Source organism: Rhodoglobus sp. G.S.23, assembly GCF_056675935.1.
In genome coordinates this window covers 1,701,601-1,716,713 of record NZ_CM155237.1, presented here as the reverse complement: position 1 = coordinate 1,716,713, position 15,113 = coordinate 1,701,601, and the positions used below count along the sequence as shown (strand labels likewise).

The window sequence follows — 15,113 nt, the reverse complement described above, 5'->3', positions numbered from 1 at the left end:
GGGCTTGTGCCCGTTAACTGGCAGGTTTTGGGTAGGTCTTGAGTACGTTTCGGAGCGCTGGCGAGTGCTGGCGGCCGACGGTGAGTGCTGGCGACCGACGGCTAGCGCTGGCGACCGACCGCTATCGACGGCGACCGACCGCTATCGACGGCGAAATTTGGGCATACCGCTGATGGTTCGCTGCTCCGGAAGGCTCCAGTTGAAGAGCACAGCCAACACGCGCACCCCCACGGTGAGACCGACACAAATCGTGGCGGCGACAAATACGGGAACGTCGAAACTTCGCATAATCACGAGGCTGGTGGCGCCAGCGGTCGCTGCTACGGCGTAGAGGGATCCGACATGCATCAGTGCGATCGGCATCGACAGGAGTACGTCGCGCATGATCGATCCGCCGATGGCAGAGATCACGCCGACAAAGATTGCTGGGACCTCTGGAAGGCCCAATGAGAGCGCTTTTGTTGTGCCGATAGCGCCGAAGAGACCAATTGTGAGTGCATCCAGCACTGTAATTAGGGGCCCCATGCGTGAAATGAGGCGCTCAAGCAACATTCCGAAGAGCGCAGCACCTGTCGCCACGATGAGATACCAGTTAGTGGTCAACACCACCGGCACCTCAGAGAGGACTATGTCGCGGACCATGCCGCCGCCGAAACCTGTCGAAATGCCGATGATTGCCACTCCCAGTAGATCCAATCGGCGATCGCGAAACTGAGCCGCAAACATTGCTCCCTGCATTGCACCAACGCCGACGGCCAACAGTCCGGCCCACAGAGGGATCTCGAAGGTCTCATTCACGCACTATTCGTACCACGCATAGTGAGTCGTGCCCGGTTGTGCGGCGGGCAAGCCTGCAATCGTCGCCCGGTAAATGGGGGGTCGGTGGGCCGACGCGAGCGGACTTTCGGTGGTGCGGCCTTCGGAAACTCAGGAAAACCGCAACAAGTTGCGCACTCGACCTCCACAGTTGAAGGGTCCGCGCTCGTGCGCGCCGCGGATCTCCTGAATTTCCGAAAGGGGTGGGAGCAATTTGAGCTCGCGGCCGACTAACGGGAGTCAACGTTGTGAGCTAATTCGCGTCGGAGCTGTGCACGTGCACGTGCTCCTGCTCGCGCTCGAGCACTGAATTAGTTCGCGCCTGAGTTGCGAAGCGAAGCCGCCGCGCGGGCGTGTGCTTCGGCGTAGTCAGAAAACGCAATTTTCCCGTCGCCGGGCAGCGAAGCGAGGTGAAATCCGCGCGCGAAGGATCGGCCGACAGCCCCAGGAACCGGCAATGACCACACCGGTTTACGCAGCGAATGCGCCGAGTTCCACTGGTGTGCTAATTCCCGAAAACTGAGCTGCTCCGGGCCACCGAAGTCCGCCACGCGGCCGCTGGGGCCAGCATCCACCAGTTCGACGAGTCGTTCGGCCACCTCATCCACCGCTACCGGCTGCATCCGGAAAGACGGAACGATGGTGACGGGCAGCCGGCGTTGAGCAATGAATAGGCGCGCCACGAAACTATGGAACTGAGTGGCGCGAAGAATTGTGTACGGAACTCCAGAGGCACCAATGAATTGCTCGCACAGATACTTGTCGCGATAGTAGCCGAGCGCATGCTTGTCGACACCAACAATCGACATGAACACCACATGGTCAACCGGATGCGCGGCAATGGCCCTCAGCAGTTGCCGCGTCTGGTGCGAATCGTGGGTGTTCGCGCCGCTCGCTAAGTGCACGACCGTTGTCACGCCAGAAAGTGCAGCAGCGATACCGGATCCGGTGCTCAGGTCGCCAACTACGCGGCCCGGACCCGGGCGTCGACTCAGCGATCGCACTTCATGACCGGTCGCCTCGAGCAGCGAAACGGTCGGTCTGCCAAGGGCGCCCGTCGCACCAGTGACAAGAATCATTGTGTTCTCCTAGAAGCCAAGTGCAGGTTCGGAGTAGGTTCCCAGTTCTGCCCAAAATCTACTCCGAACTCGCTCCGTTTGCTGCAGACGAACCCAAAACGATTCGGCCTTCGGGCCGTCGCACAGCAAACCGCAACATGCCGGGGGATACTTGAACCGTGCCTACCTACCGTGATGAAGCCGTCGTGCTGCGCACCCACAAGCTGGGTGAAGCCGACCGTATCGTCACGATGCTGTCGCGTGAACACGGCAAGATCCGGGCGGTAGCCAAAGGGGTGCGTCGCACGGCCTCCAAGTTTGGGGCGCGACTGGAGCCATTTATGGTTGCCGACATCCAGTGTTATATCGGTCGTAGTCTCGATATCATCCAGCAGGCAGAATCACTCGGGTCGTATGGTTCCGAGATTACCGCCGACTATGCGAGCTATACCGCCGCAAGCGTGATGGTCGAGACGGCAGACAAAGTCACGGATGACGATGGCTCCTTGCAGCAATATCTTCTGCTGGTTGGTGCGCTGCGGTCTCTCGCGCGGCGCGAGCACAACCCGAGCCTCACTCTTGACTCGTACCTCTTGCGGAGCCTCTCGATTGCGGGTTGGGCGCCGAGTTTTGTTGATTGTGCGGTGACCGGGGCGCCAGGGCCGCATTCGGTTTTCGTCGCGCAGATGGGTGGTGTCGTGGCTGATGAGGTCGCCCCGCCCGGTTCGCCACGACTGAGTCCTGACACGCTTGAACTACTGGGGGCCTTGCTGGCAGGTCAGTGGGATGTTGCGGAAGCGTCTGAGGAGCGGTCACGTTCCCAAGCCAGCGGCGTCGTTGCCGCCTACACTCAGTTTCATTTGGAGCGCAGTCTTCGTTCCATTCAGCATGTGGATCGGAGCGCATGAGCCGCGTAGCAAAAACTCATAAAGATGCTGGGGAGTTTCGTCCTCTCGACTGGACGGGCATCCATCCTCCCGCGATGCCCAAGGGCTCTGTTCCTGAGCACATTGCGATTGTCATGGACGGTAACGGTCGTTGGGCTAATGCTCGGGGGCTTACGCGGGTGGAAGGCCACAAGGCGGGCGAGGCGAGCCTGCTTGATGTCGTGGCTGGTGCCATCCAAATCGGTGTGAAGCACCTCAGTGTGTATGCGTTCTCAACCGAGAACTGGAGTCGTTCGCCCGACGAGGTTCGCTTTTTGATGGGCTTCAATCGGGATGTGCTGCACCGTCGCCGGGATCAGCTCAACGAGTGGGGCGTGCGTGTGCGCTGGGCCGGCCGTCGGCCTCGACTGTGGACTTCGGTCATCAAGGAGCTTCAGTTTGCCGAAAAACTCACAGAAAACAACAGCACCCTGACTTTGACGATGTGTGTCAACTACGGCGGTCGCACCGAGATTGCGGATGCTGTGCGATCGATCGCTGATGATGTTGCGGCGGGCAGGATGAAGCCGTCTGCCGTCTCAGAGAAGCTCATCCAGAAGCGCCTCTATCAACCGCAATTGCCCGATGTTGACCTGTTTGTGCGGTCGTCGGGGGAGCAGCGGATGAGCAACTTCATGCCGTGGCAGAGTGCGTACGCCGAGATGGTGTTTTTGGACACGCTGTGGCCTGATTTCACTCGCGAACAGTTGTGGCAGGCGATTGAGATTTATGCCGGTCGTACACGGCGCTTCGGTGGGGCCATTGACGCCCCGGATACCTCTCCCAGCTAGCGGTCGTACCGTTTTGGTCAGGCTGACTTTAAGGTGTATTCTGTGTTCAGGTCAAGATGACTCTTACTGAAGGGAGTGGCGATGCAGAAGAGCGAACAGCGAATTTCGCTCGCGGTATCAACCGTGATTTTCGCGCTGCGCCCCATCCCCGAATCCGGTCAGAGCGCACTGTGGATCCCTTTGGTTCGCCGCACGCGCGAGCCCTTTGCCAGACAGTGGGCGCTGCCAGGTGGTTGGGTTGACAACGACGAGAGCTTGGCGGATGCCGCGGCTCGCAATCTGCTCGAAACCACCGCGCTCGAACCCGCCTACCTTGAGCAGCTCTACGCCTTTGGCGATGTTGAACGCTCGGTCAGCAGTCGCGTGGTGTCGATCATCTACTGGGCGCTCGTGCGTCAAGAGGAAGCCGAGCGCGCCACCGAGGGAGAGAACGTTCGCTGGTTTGCCGCCGATGACCTTCCTGAGCTTGCCTTCGACCATAACGTCATCATTGACTACGCCCTCTGGCGACTGCGCACCAAGATGGAGTACTCACGAATTGCGCGGGCCTTCCTCGGGGAAACCTTTACGTTGAGTGAGTTGCGACTCGTGCACGAGGCCGTGCTGCAACGGCAACTCGACCCCGCAAACTTTCGCCGCCAAATCGAAAACTCGGGCTCACTGGTGCCCACAAACCACGTTGTCTCGGGTGGGCGTCACCGGCCGCCGAGGCTCTACCGCTATGACGAGGGCGTTGAGCTCGTCGACAACGGCCCGCTCGGCCATCTAAAGACAGGGAGCACTCGTGTCATCCATTGATTCGACAATTCAGCGCATTACCAAGACCGGAGACGGCGAAACCTGCGCTCCTGAGCTAGCGGATGGCCCGTGGACCTTCGACCTCGGTGTGCCGAGCTATGGTCCTGGCGCATCGATGGGCGACGTGATTCCGACGGGAGCACCACGTCAGGGGCAGCTTCCGCTTGAGTACCAGAAGGCATCAAACGAGGATCTGCACGCGCGCATCATTGCCGCAAAGGCGACCCTCGGCGATCGTGCCGTCATCCTCGGTCACTTTTACCAGCGGGATGAAGTTGTGCAGCACGCCGACTTCTTAGGGGACTCTTTCCAACTCGCCAACGCCGCCCAAACCGTGCCGAATGCTGAAGCGATCGTGTTCTGTGGCGTCCACTTCATGGCCGAGACCGCCGACATCCTTGCGCGCTCCGATCAGGCGGTCATCCTGCCCAACCTCGCCGCCGGATGCTCGATGGCCGACATGGCAGACATTGATTCGGTCGAGGAGTGCTGGGAGCAACTCACTGAGGTGTACGGAACCGAGCCGGATGCCGATGGCCGGGTGCCGATCATCCCCGTGACGTACATGAACTCGTCTGCTGCGCTCAAGGGTTTCTGTGGTCGTAATGGTGGAATCGTCTGCACAAGCTCGAACGCGACAACCGTGCTGGAGTGGGCCTACGAGCGCGGTCAGCGCGTGCTGTTCTTCCCCGACCAGCACCTCGGTCGCAACACGGCAAAGAAGATGGGCATTTCGACCGATCTCATGCCGATGTGGAACCCGAACAAGCCCCTCGGTGGCAATGACGCCGCGACGCTCAACGAGGCCAAGGTGGTTCTCTGGCACGGCTTCTGCAGTGTGCACAAGCGCTTCACCGTTGGCCAGATCGAGCAAGCTCGCGCTGAGCACCCCGGTGTTCGCGTAATCGTGCACCCCGAGTGCCCGATGCCCGTCGTGGATGCCGCCGACGAGGCTGGGTCGACCGACTACATCCAGAAGGCTGTTGCCGCCGCAACCGAGCCGACCACCTTTGCTATCGGCACCGAGATCAACATGGTCAACCGACTCGCGGCGGAATACCCGCAGCACACAATTTTCTGCCTCGACCCAGTGGTCTGCCCGTGCTCGACGATGTACCGCATCCACCCCGGCTACCTCGCGTGGGTGCTCGAGGGACTCGTTCGTGGAGAGGTGCTCAATCAAATCACCGTTCCGGATGATGTAGCGGCGCCCGCGCGGATTGCCCTGGAGCGCATGCTCGCAGCCAAGCCGCCGGCAGCGACGAAAGAGGCATAGCCATGGCACGGGTCATTGTTGTCGGCACGGGAATTGCGGGGCTCATCACCGCCTACCGGGCGAGCGCGCACCACGATGTGGTTCTCGTGACGAAGGCGGAGATGGCGGAGAGCAACACGAAGTACGCCCAGGGTGGTGTTGCTGCAGTGTTGTTCCCCGATGATTCGGTTGCCAGTCACGTCGCGGACACGATGCGGGCAGGCGCCGGCCTCTGCGAGAGGGATGCTGTAGAAGTTCTGTGCAGTGAGGGCCCGTTGCGCGTGCAAGAACTCATCTCTCTCGGGGTTGAGTTTGACCGCATTGCCAATGGTGAGCTTGCTCGCGGCCACGAGGCTGCGCACTCCTCGCGCCGCGTCATCCACGCGGGTGGGGATGCCACAGGGCTCGCGATCGAAGTTGCGTTGTTGCGCGCCGTTCGGACTCTTGCCGTGGAAACCTACGCGTATACGTTTATGCGCGATCTAGTGACCGAGACAGATGCTGACGGCAAGCCCCGAGTCACCGGAATCGATGTCATTGCTCCCGATGGAAACTCGCGAGTGATCGATGGCGACATTGTTGTTCTTGCTAGCGGTGGGGCAGGTCAGCTTTACAAGCACACCACCAACCCCTTCGTGACGACCGGTGATGGTGTCGCTGCTGCTTACCGTGCCGGTGCAGCTCTCGCCGATGTCGAATTTTTCCAATTTCACCCCACTTCGCTGGCGGTGCCCGGCAATCCGCTCGTCTCAGAAGCCGTTCGCGGTGAAGGTGCAACACTGCTCGACGAACACGGCAAGCGATTCATGTTCGATGTGCACCCCGATGGCGAACTCGCCCCCCGCGACGTTGTCGCCCGCGGGATTGCTCGCGCCATGGAGAAGCAAGACGGCCGCCCGATCATGCTCGACGCGACGGCTCTCGGCACCGAGTTTCTGGCAAAACGGTTCCCCGGAATCACTGAAGTCTGTGCCGAGCATGGCTTCGACTGGGGCACTGAGCCCATTCCGGTCACGCCAGCGGCGCACTACTGGATGGGCGGCATCCGCACCGACATCGACGGCCGCACGAGCGTTCGCGGTCTCTACGCGGTTGGCGAAGCATCCTGCACCGGTGTGCACGGCGCCAACCGTCTCGCCTCCAATTCGTTGCTCGAGTCACTCGTCTTTGCTTGGCGCGCAGCTGATGCTCTCAACGAGCCTCAGCGAGCGATCGAGGTAGACGTTCTCGAGCCACAGTTCGAAATCACGGGCAAAGAACCATTCACTCGCGACCAACTGCGAGAACTCATGTGGACCCACGTCGGTCTTGAACGCGATGCGACTCGCCTTGAAGAAGCAGCCACAATCCTCGCGAGCTGGCACTCCGAAGCGATCACCGTCGAGGGTGCCGAAAATGCCAACCTCCTCGACCTGGCGCGCCTCGTCGTTGTTGCTGCGCTGCGTCGCCAAGAGTCTCGCGGCGCTCATGAACGCACCGACTTCCCCGAAACGCGCGAAGAACTCGCATTCTCCACGCGGTGGGCCGCAGTGAACGTGGCAGGAGACTTCATCCCCGCCGAAGATCGCATCGCAGTAGAAGACCAAGCAGAGACGGCCAAGCGATGAATCGCGAACTTATTGACAACGTCATCCTGATGGCACTCGCCGAAGATGCCCCCTGGGGTGACGTGACGAGCGAAGTTTTTGTGCCCGAAACGGCCACCGCAACCGCCGTACTCAATGCCCGCGAACCCGGTGTCGCAAGCGGACTCGAAGTTTTTGCACGCACCTTCCTGCTCGTGGATGCCCAAGCCGAGGTAACGCTGCACATCAGCGATGGCGACACGTTCACCGCCGGCCAGCAACTAGCTACCGTCTCGGGTAACGCACGTGCGGTGTTGCGGGCGGAGCGAATAGCCCTTAACCTCAGCCAGCGGATGTCCGGCATCGCTACCCAGACGGCGGCGTACGTCGCACAGGTGGCGGGTACTCATGCGCGCATTGTCGATACGCGCAAGACAACGCCGGGCCTGCGTGCACTGGAACGTCACGCTGTACGTTGCGGTGGCGGACATAACCACCGCTTCAGTTTGTCGGATGCCGTGATGGCGAAAGATAACCACCTTGCTGTGCTCGCGGCCGAGGGTATCGATCTGGGTGAAGCTATCCGCCGTGCTCGCGCCCGCATCGGACACACGACGCACCTTGAGGTTGAAGTTGACCGTCTCGATCAGGTCGAAACGGTTGTTTCGGCTCGCGTCGACACGATCATGCTCGACAACTTTACGACAGATGACCTTCGCGCCGGTGTTGCGCTGGTTGCCGGCCGCGCCACCGTCGAGGCGAGTGGGGGAGTCAACCTCGATACCGTCGCGGCAATTGCGGCGACCGGTGTTGACGTGATCTCGGTAGGGGCGCTCACTCACAGCGTGCGCTCACTTGACCTTGGTCTCGATATTGCGGTGAGCGCAGCAGCCTGATGATTTTTCTCGACTCAGCAGCAACCACACCGGTGCGCCGCGAAGTACTCGAGGCGATGTGGCCGCTGCTGACGGGAGACTTCGGTAACCCCTCTAGTCATCACGAGCTGGGAGAGTCCGCGAAGCGTGCCCTGGATGCCGCACGCAAGAGCGTTGCTGCCTCGATCGGGTGTCGGGCATCCGATGTCATCTTCACTTCAGGCGGCACGGAGTCAGACAATCTCGCGATCAAAGGGTTGGCGCTCGCTGAGCCTCGCGGGCGTCATATCGTCACGAGTGCCGTTGAGCATGAGGCTGTGCTCGAATCGGTCGACTACCTGAAGCGCATCCACGGATTCGAGGTCACGGTGTTGCCGGTTGACCGCCACGGCCGTGTCGATCTCGCCGACGTTCGCGAAGCACTGCGCCCAGACACGACTCTGTGCACAATCATGTACGCCAATAACGAGGTCGGTGTTGTTCAGCCCATCCTGGAGATTGCCGAACTGTGCCGCGCCCACGGGGTGCCCATGCATACGGATGCCGTGCAAGCCGCCGGATGGCTCCCTCTTGACCCTGCAGCGCTTGGCGTCGTCGCGCTCAGCCTGTCTGGACACAAGCTAGGGGCGCCAAAAGGAATCGGTGTGCTGATTATCAAGGGCAGCCGCAGTCTTGAGCCTGTGCTGCACGGGGGAGGCCAAGAGCGAGGCAAACGCTCTGGCACCGAAAATATCGCCGGCGCCGTCGGTTTCGCGCATGCGCTGGCGCTCGCCGAAAGCGACCGGGTCGAGCGAGCCGCGCGTATCGCGCAACTGCGAAATGACTTTGTTGCTGACGTGTTGACGCGCGTACCCGACGCGATCTTCACCGGGCCCGCGCTCGGGGCTGCGACAATCAGTGATGACGACGAGACGGAAAGGCGCGCGCCCGAGCGTCTCCCCAACAATGCTTCATTCTGCTTCCCCGGCACGAGCGGAGAATCGCTCCTGCTCGAACTCGGCCGCGCAGGAATCATCTGCTCTGCAGGCTCAGCGTGCGCTGTCGGCAGCGATGATGCCTCTCACGTTCTTGCGGCAATGGGCATTGACGAAGAAATCGCCCAGACCGCGGTGCGCTTCAGCCTCAGCGGGGATACAACCGGCGAGCAACTCGCTGCCGTCGCCGCTGAGATAGAAACCGCCTACCGCGCGGTGCGCTCACTCTCGGGATAGTCCTTCAAGCCCCAGGCCGCTCCGCCAAGCGCAGTGAGAGTCAAGACAGTAGTTGCCACACTCGGAATCCTCGTCGCCCCTGGCTGAATCACATACTGAATGGTGCGCTCACTCGACGGTTGCGGAGCATGGATGCTCACACCCTCCGGCAGCGTCAGCGACGACAATGCCAACTGAGGGAGAAGCGCAACCCCAAGGCCGCGCGAGACAAAGCTCAATACGGCGAGAGCGTTATCCGTCTCCAACCCGATCTCGGGCGCGAACCCCTCGAGATTACAGAGGGCAAGTAAATGGCCACGACACAGGGTGCACCCCGCGATCCACGGGTCGTTGGTCAGGTCGGCCAGGCTCACGCTGTCCGCCTTCGCTAGGGGATGAGTGTCGGGCAGTACAAGCACCACCGGCTCCGTAAACAGCGGAACTGTCGTGTGGCCGCCATCTCGCGACAAATGCGGGTCAGCCCGGTCTTCCGGATACGAGAAGGTGATCGCCACATCCGCAGCCCCATCCCGCAGCAGCTGCAAGGCCTGCGGAGGCTCAGCCTCCACATAATTGACAGTCAAATTCGGATGCTGCTGCCGCAATTGACGAATCAGGGGCGGAATCAGCGTCGACGACGCCGTCGGGAAAGCCGCGATGCGCACTGTTCCACTCGACAAACCGGCCAACTCGGAGAGTTCGGCGCTCGCGGCATCCACAGCATTGAGTACGGTCACGGCGTGGCTAGCAAGAGCACGACCGGCTTCAGTGAGGCGTACGCCGCGGCCAGAGCGGACGACGAGTGCGAGCCCAATACGAGTCTGCGCGCGCGTGAGGTGTTGGCTCAGTGCCGGTTGGCTGTAGCCGAGGGCACGGGCTGCCTCGCTGATCGTGCCGTGTTCAGAGATGGCGCGAACGATGCGCAGCGTCAGGAGGTCAGGCGTGGTGTCCATAGTAAAAGCATAACCAAATGTGATTCTTTATATCCCAATCATGCTCTTGTCGCATGAATGTCATGCGAGCCATCATGGAGGCATGACCTCCCCAGCGCTCACGAACGCGATTGGAAGTTTCGCGAATACTCGCGGTTACCTTTCCGCCGCCACCATGGGCCTGCCGACGTGTGCCGCCGTCACCGAAATGACCGAAAAGCTGGGGCAGTGGGCCAGCGCCACCTGCAACCCCATGAACTACGGCGATATCGTCGAACGCACCCGCGGCCACTACGCGCGCCTAGTCGGAATCAATGCAGCCCGCGTCGCGATCGGTTCGCAGACCTCGGTTATGGCATCGCTCATTGCGTGCTCACTGCCGGCGGATTCCGAAGTGCTTGTCGTCGAATCCGACTTCACCTCCATCGTGTACCCATTCCTGCAACACCCTGACCTCGTCGTGCGTGCAGTCCCGCTGGCCGAACTTGCGGATGCCATCACCGACAGCACCGCGCTCGTCGCGTTCTCGCTCATCCAATCCTGCAACGGTAAAGTCGCCGACGTTGCGGCAATCACCGCAGCGGCAGCCGCCCACGGAGCACGCACTCTCTGCGACATCACCCAGGCCGCCGGCGTTTACCCTGTGGATGCCACCCAATTCGACGCGACCGTCTGCCACGCCTACAAGTGGCTGTGTTCGCCCCGCGGCGTCGCGTTCCTCACGATCTCCGAGGATTTTGCCGAACACGTCACGCCAGTGCAAGCGGGCTGGTATGCGGGAGCGGATGTCTGGGGCAGCGTCTATGGCACCGACATGAAACTTGCTAAGGATGCTCGCCAATACGATGTCTCACCTGCGTGGCAAGCATGGGTGGGGGCCGAGCATCCCATCGCCATGTCCGCCGACCTCGATATCAGCGAAGTCTGGGAGCACTGCACCGGCCTAGCCAACCAACTCTGTGATGCCCTCGGCATCGAACGCCAGAACCAAGCGATCGTGACCTGGCCGGATGAGACGGGCGCAGATCTTGCCAAACTCACGGCCGCCGGAATCACCGCATCCGGTCGCGCTGGCCGGCTCCGCGCTGCATTCCACCTCTGGAATAACGAAGACGACGTCGCGGCGGTTATCGCCGCGCTGCGCGTCTAGCTAAACTGGTCATCCGCCGACCGTGCATCCAGCTCGGCTGACTATTGGAGTTTCTGTGGCTACGCCTAACCCCCTCGACGCCGTTATCAACCTCGCCAAGCGCCGAGGTTTCGTCTTCCAATCGGGAGAGATCTACGGCGGTTCACGCTCAGCCTGGGACTACGGCCCACTGGGAACCGCCCTCAAAGAGAACATCAAAAAGCAGTGGTGGCAGACCTTCGTTCAAGGTCGCGAAGACGTAGTCGGGCTCGACTCCGCTGTCATCCTTCCTCGCAAAGTTTGGGAAGCATCCGGCCACGTCGAGGTCTTCTCTGACCCGCTTGTCGAATCACTGCACACCCACAAGCGTTACCGCGCCGACCACCTTCTTGAAGCCTACGAAGAGAAGCACGGCCACCCTCCCGTGAACGGGCTTGCCGACATCCGCGACCCTGACACCGGCCAGCCCGGATCATGGACCGAACCGCAAAACTTCTCCGGACTCCTCAAGACCTACCTCGGCCCCGTCGACAACGAAGAGGGCATGCACTACCTGCGCCCCGAAACCGCTCAGGGCATCTTCACGAACTTCGCCAACGTCATGGGCGCGGCTCGTATGAAGCCGCCGTTCGGTATCGGCCAGGTTGGCAAGTCATTCCGTAACGAAATTACGCCCGGAAACTTCATTTTCCGCACCCGTGAGTTCGAGCAGATGGAAATGGAATTCTTCGTCGAGCCCGGCACAGACGAAGAGTGGCACCAGACTTGGATCGACGAATCCATGAAGTGGTACACCGACCTCGGCATCAAGCCCGAGAACCTGCGTTTCTACGAGCACGCTCAAGAGAAGTTGTCGCACTACTCCAAGCGAACAGTGGATGTCGAGTACCGTTTCCGCTTTGCTGGCGGAGAGTGGGGCGAACTCATGGGCATCGCCAACCGCACTGACTTTGACCTGCGCACGCACTCTGAAGCTTCAGGCTCAGACCTGTCGTACTTCGACCAAGCCAAGGATGAGCGCTGGACGCCCTACGTCATTGAGCCCGCGTTCGGACTTACCCGTGCTCTCATGGCCTTCCTCATTGATGCCTACGCCGAAGATGAGGCGCCTAACGCCAAGGGTGGTGTCGACAAGCGCACAGTGCTGCGTCTTGACCGTCGCCTCTCGCCGGTAAAGGTTGCCGTTCTGCCGCTATCGCGCAACGAACGCCTTTCGCCGATGGCTCGCAGTATTGCGGCGGACCTCCGCAAGTACTGGAATGTCGACTTCGATGACGCCAGCGCAATTGGCCGTCGTTACCGCCGCCAAGACGAAATCGGTACACCATTCTGTGTCACGATCGACTTCGATTCGCTCGATGACAACGCTGTGACAATTCGTGAGCGCGACTCGATGGAACAGAAGCGTATGCCCATCGAAGAGTTGCGCGGCTACCTCGCGCAAGAGCTCATCGGCTGCTAGCAGTCTCGCGTGGCCCCGGGCGGTATCCGCTCGGGGCCACGCGCACCTGTTTTGCCGTCGCCGGGGCATTCGCGGTGTTCGCGGCGCAGGTTATCCCGCGGTTTCACCGCCGGTTTTGTCCCGAAACTGGTTTTGTCCCGACAGCGTTTTGTCCCGACACCGGTTTTGTCCCGACAGCCGCGTAGTCCCCTTCGGAAATTCAGGAAAACCTGAGTCGCGCGATCCGTGGCCCGGCTGCTTACTTGGCAGTGAGGTGGTGGCTTCGCCAATCTCCTGAGTTTCCGAAGGTTGCAGCTACTCCACACCGGCGATATGTGCACCGACTCCACCAACGTGAACACAGCCATCCAATGACGGCCGGCGCGCAAGATGCTGGCATACATGGTGGAAGTAGATGCGTTAGTGGACGGTCTGGGTGGAATAGCCCAGAAGCGCCAGCTGGTCGCGCTTGGTGCGAGGGACTGTGACTTGACGCGCGCCGTCAAGGACGGCGTAGTAACGAGAGCGCGGCAAGGTTGGTACACGACTTTGGATATTTCCGAGCCTAGAGTGAGAGCCGTTCGGGTCGGCGGGAGGCTGACCGGCATTTCGGCTATTCGAGATTGGGGCGGGTGGGTTCTAGGTGATCATCCGTTGCATGTTTCTGTTCCGCAAAACGCGGCGCGGCTGCGCAGCCAGTGGAATCGAAGGAAACCGATTGGAACGCGTCGTGGGGTCCAGTTGCATTGGGATCCGCCTACCAGGAGCGATTGGGGAACTGTTTGGTGCGTGAGCGTGTTCGAGGCCCTTCGCCGCGTGATCCTCGATGAGGATCATGAGACGGCGGTCGCAGCTCTCGATTGGGCTCTGCACTGCGGGCGAATCGACCTATTCGACCTCGAGCGACTGATCATCGACCTCCCCGGCCACAAAAATCGTTTCCGTTCGTGGGCTGACGGTGGATGCGAGAGTCTCCCGGAAAGTCTCGCGCGTACGAGATTGCAGCTTGCGGGGCACAGCGTCGAAATTCAGGTTCCAGTGGGGCGCAAGCGCATTGACATGGTCATTGACGGAATTATCGGTCTCGAGATCAATGGCAGACAGTTTCACGCGCACACTTTTGAGGAAGACCACCTCAAGGGAATCGAGATTACGATCGCTGGGTTCCATGCGATGAGCGTGAGCGCTCAGATGGTGTTCTACCAGTGGGGCTTATTCGAGCAAGCGTTGGACGTCGCGCTTGCGTTGCACTCTTCAGGAGGCCGCCGCGCACGCGGCACGCGCCGTGCACCTTCGGAAACTCAGGACTTTCGACAGGACGGGCCCGAGGAGCCCCGTGTTCTCGGGGCTCCGCAGTCTGCCTCTGCCATATTTCCTGAGTTTCCGAAGGGCGTTGGCGGCGAGCCGCGGGGATTGGCGGGCACAAGCGGGAATAACCGCGCCGCGCAGACGTTGGAGTCACAGTGAATGAAACTGCTGCACACCCGATTGCCCCCGTAAAAGTCGACATCTGGTCGGATGTTCAGTGCCCCTGGTGCTACATCGGAAAGCGGCGCTTTGAAGCCGCTGTCGACAGCTCAGGCGTTGCTGTCGACATCGAGTACCACTCCTTCGAGCTGGCACCTGATACTCCCGTCGAGTACGAAGGCACGCCGATTCAGTTCTTGAGCGAACGCAAAGGGCTCCCCATGCCCCAGGTTGAGGAGATGCTGACCCGCGTCACCGACATCGCAACGAGCCTCGGACTTGATTATGACTACGAGCACGTTCACCAAACTAATACAGTGAAAGCCCACGAACTTCTTCACTACGCCAAGGCTCACGGCCGTCAGCTTGAGATGAAGGAACGCCTACTCGAGGCGTACTTTGTGAAGACCGAACACGTTGGCCGGATCGCTGATCTTGCGGACATTGCAGCATCTATTGGCTTCGATCGCGACGAAGTCGTGAGCGCGCTCGAGGCGAGCGAGTACCTCCCTGCGGTGAAAGCTGACATGGAATTTGCCATGCAATATGGCATCCAAGGCGTGCCATTCTTTGTAATTGACGGAAAATATGGGGTTTCAGGCGCGCAAGAAAGTGAAACTTTCGCTAACGTTCTCACACAGGTACTTACTGAGAGAGATGCGTAACTAATGGATGCCGCAACGAAGCCAATCCCGACCTTCGCCCTACAGCAGGTTGGTGACCCCAATGTCGGTGTCTGCGAAGGTGATGCCTGCATCGTTGACGATCACCGTTCTCAGGCATTTGTGAACCGTCAGATCGACGAAGGACTCGTCTAAGGCTTCCCGCAAGTGAACCCACATTCACGTCGCGGTCGCGAACAGCATCTGA

At 60.6% G+C, this 15,113-nt stretch carries 15 protein-coding genes; 12 read left to right on the top strand and 3 right to left on the bottom strand.

Annotated features, from left to right (window positions below; translation table 11 throughout):
- Positions 1–141: 141 nt before the first annotated feature.
- Both AC1ENN_RS08230 and AC1ENN_RS08225 read right to left on the bottom strand, forming a co-directional pair.
- Positions 142–798, bottom strand: coding sequence for a trimeric intracellular cation channel family protein (locus tag AC1ENN_RS08230; protein ID WP_449646866.1), 657 nt, complete (start codon positions 796–798; stop codon positions 142–144).
- 329 nt (positions 799–1,127) lie between these two features.
- On the bottom strand, positions 1,128–1,895 hold the full coding sequence (locus AC1ENN_RS08225; protein WP_480405817.1) for an SDR family oxidoreductase: 768 nt from the start codon (positions 1,893–1,895) through the stop codon (positions 1,128–1,130).
- 158 nt (positions 1,896–2,053) lie between these two features.
- On the opposite strand from AC1ENN_RS08225, the gene recO reads away from it, so the two are divergent.
- The 7 genes from recO (at position 2,054) to AC1ENN_RS08190 (ending at position 9,295) form a co-directional block, all read left to right on the top strand.
- Positions 2,054–2,782 (top strand): DNA repair protein RecO, encoded by a 729-nt coding sequence (gene recO, locus AC1ENN_RS08220; RefSeq protein WP_449625403.1) that lies wholly within the window; start codon positions 2,054–2,056, stop codon positions 2,780–2,782.
- Entirely contained in the window at positions 2,779–3,591 is an 813-nt protein-coding gene (locus AC1ENN_RS08215; RefSeq protein ID WP_480405816.1) for an isoprenyl transferase, read from the top strand. The genes recO and AC1ENN_RS08215 overlap by 4 nt, the downstream gene beginning before the upstream one ends.
- Before the next feature lie 81 nt (positions 3,592–3,672).
- The gene (locus tag AC1ENN_RS08210) at positions 3,673–4,389 is read left to right on the top strand and encodes an NUDIX hydrolase (protein ID WP_449646863.1); all 717 of its coding nucleotides are present in this window, start codon (positions 3,673–3,675) and stop codon (positions 4,387–4,389) included.
- Positions 4,376–5,665: a quinolinate synthase NadA gene (gene nadA / locus AC1ENN_RS08205; RefSeq protein WP_480405815.1), complete on the top strand. Its 1,290-nt coding sequence runs from the start codon at positions 4,376–4,378 to the stop codon at positions 5,663–5,665. The genes AC1ENN_RS08210 and nadA overlap by 14 nt, the downstream gene beginning before the upstream one ends.
- 2 nt (positions 5,666–5,667) lie before the next feature.
- Entirely contained in the window at positions 5,668–7,251 is a 1,584-nt protein-coding gene (gene nadB, locus AC1ENN_RS08200; RefSeq protein ID WP_480405814.1) for an L-aspartate oxidase, read from the top strand.
- Positions 7,248–8,105: a carboxylating nicotinate-nucleotide diphosphorylase gene (gene nadC, locus AC1ENN_RS08195; RefSeq protein WP_480405813.1), complete on the top strand. Its 858-nt coding sequence runs from the start codon at positions 7,248–7,250 to the stop codon at positions 8,103–8,105. The genes nadB and nadC overlap by 4 nt, the downstream gene beginning before the upstream one ends.
- The gene (locus AC1ENN_RS08190) at positions 8,105–9,295 is read left to right on the top strand and encodes a cysteine desulfurase family protein (RefSeq protein ID WP_480405812.1); all 1,191 of its coding nucleotides are present in this window, start codon (positions 8,105–8,107) and stop codon (positions 9,293–9,295) included. The genes nadC and AC1ENN_RS08190 overlap by 1 nt, the downstream gene beginning before the upstream one ends.
- On the opposite strand, the gene AC1ENN_RS08185 is transcribed toward AC1ENN_RS08190, so the two are convergent.
- Positions 9,265–10,227, bottom strand: coding sequence for a LysR family transcriptional regulator (locus tag AC1ENN_RS08185; RefSeq protein ID WP_449646858.1), 963 nt, complete (start codon positions 10,225–10,227; stop codon positions 9,265–9,267). The genes AC1ENN_RS08190 and AC1ENN_RS08185 overlap by 31 nt on opposite strands.
- 82 nt (positions 10,228–10,309) lie before the next feature.
- On the opposite strand from AC1ENN_RS08185, the gene AC1ENN_RS08180 reads away from it, so the two are divergent.
- From AC1ENN_RS08180 to AC1ENN_RS08160, 5 genes are all read left to right on the top strand, one after another.
- Positions 10,310–11,356 carry an aminotransferase class V-fold PLP-dependent enzyme gene (locus tag AC1ENN_RS08180; RefSeq protein ID WP_480405811.1) on the top strand — a complete coding sequence of 349 codons (1,047 nt, stop codon included), beginning with the start codon at positions 10,310–10,312 and terminating at the stop codon, positions 11,354–11,356.
- Between the two features lie 55 nt (positions 11,357–11,411).
- Positions 11,412–12,797 (top strand): glycine--tRNA ligase, encoded by a 1,386-nt coding sequence (locus tag AC1ENN_RS08175; protein WP_480405810.1) that lies wholly within the window; start codon positions 11,412–11,414, stop codon positions 12,795–12,797.
- A gap of 768 nt (positions 12,798–13,565) precedes the next feature.
- Positions 13,566–14,243, top strand: a complete 678-nt coding sequence (locus AC1ENN_RS08170) for a hypothetical protein (protein WP_480405809.1) — start codon at positions 13,566–13,568, stop codon at positions 14,241–14,243.
- Positions 14,240–14,908: a DsbA family oxidoreductase gene (locus AC1ENN_RS08165; RefSeq protein ID WP_480405808.1), complete on the top strand. Its 669-nt coding sequence runs from the start codon at positions 14,240–14,242 to the stop codon at positions 14,906–14,908. Before AC1ENN_RS08170 ends, AC1ENN_RS08165 begins: the two co-directional genes overlap by 4 nt.
- 3 nt (positions 14,909–14,911) lie before the next feature.
- Positions 14,912–15,061, top strand: a complete 150-nt coding sequence (locus AC1ENN_RS08160) for a hypothetical protein (RefSeq protein ID WP_449625371.1) — start codon at positions 14,912–14,914, stop codon at positions 15,059–15,061.
- The last annotated feature ends 52 nt before the right edge of the window (positions 15,062–15,113 follow it).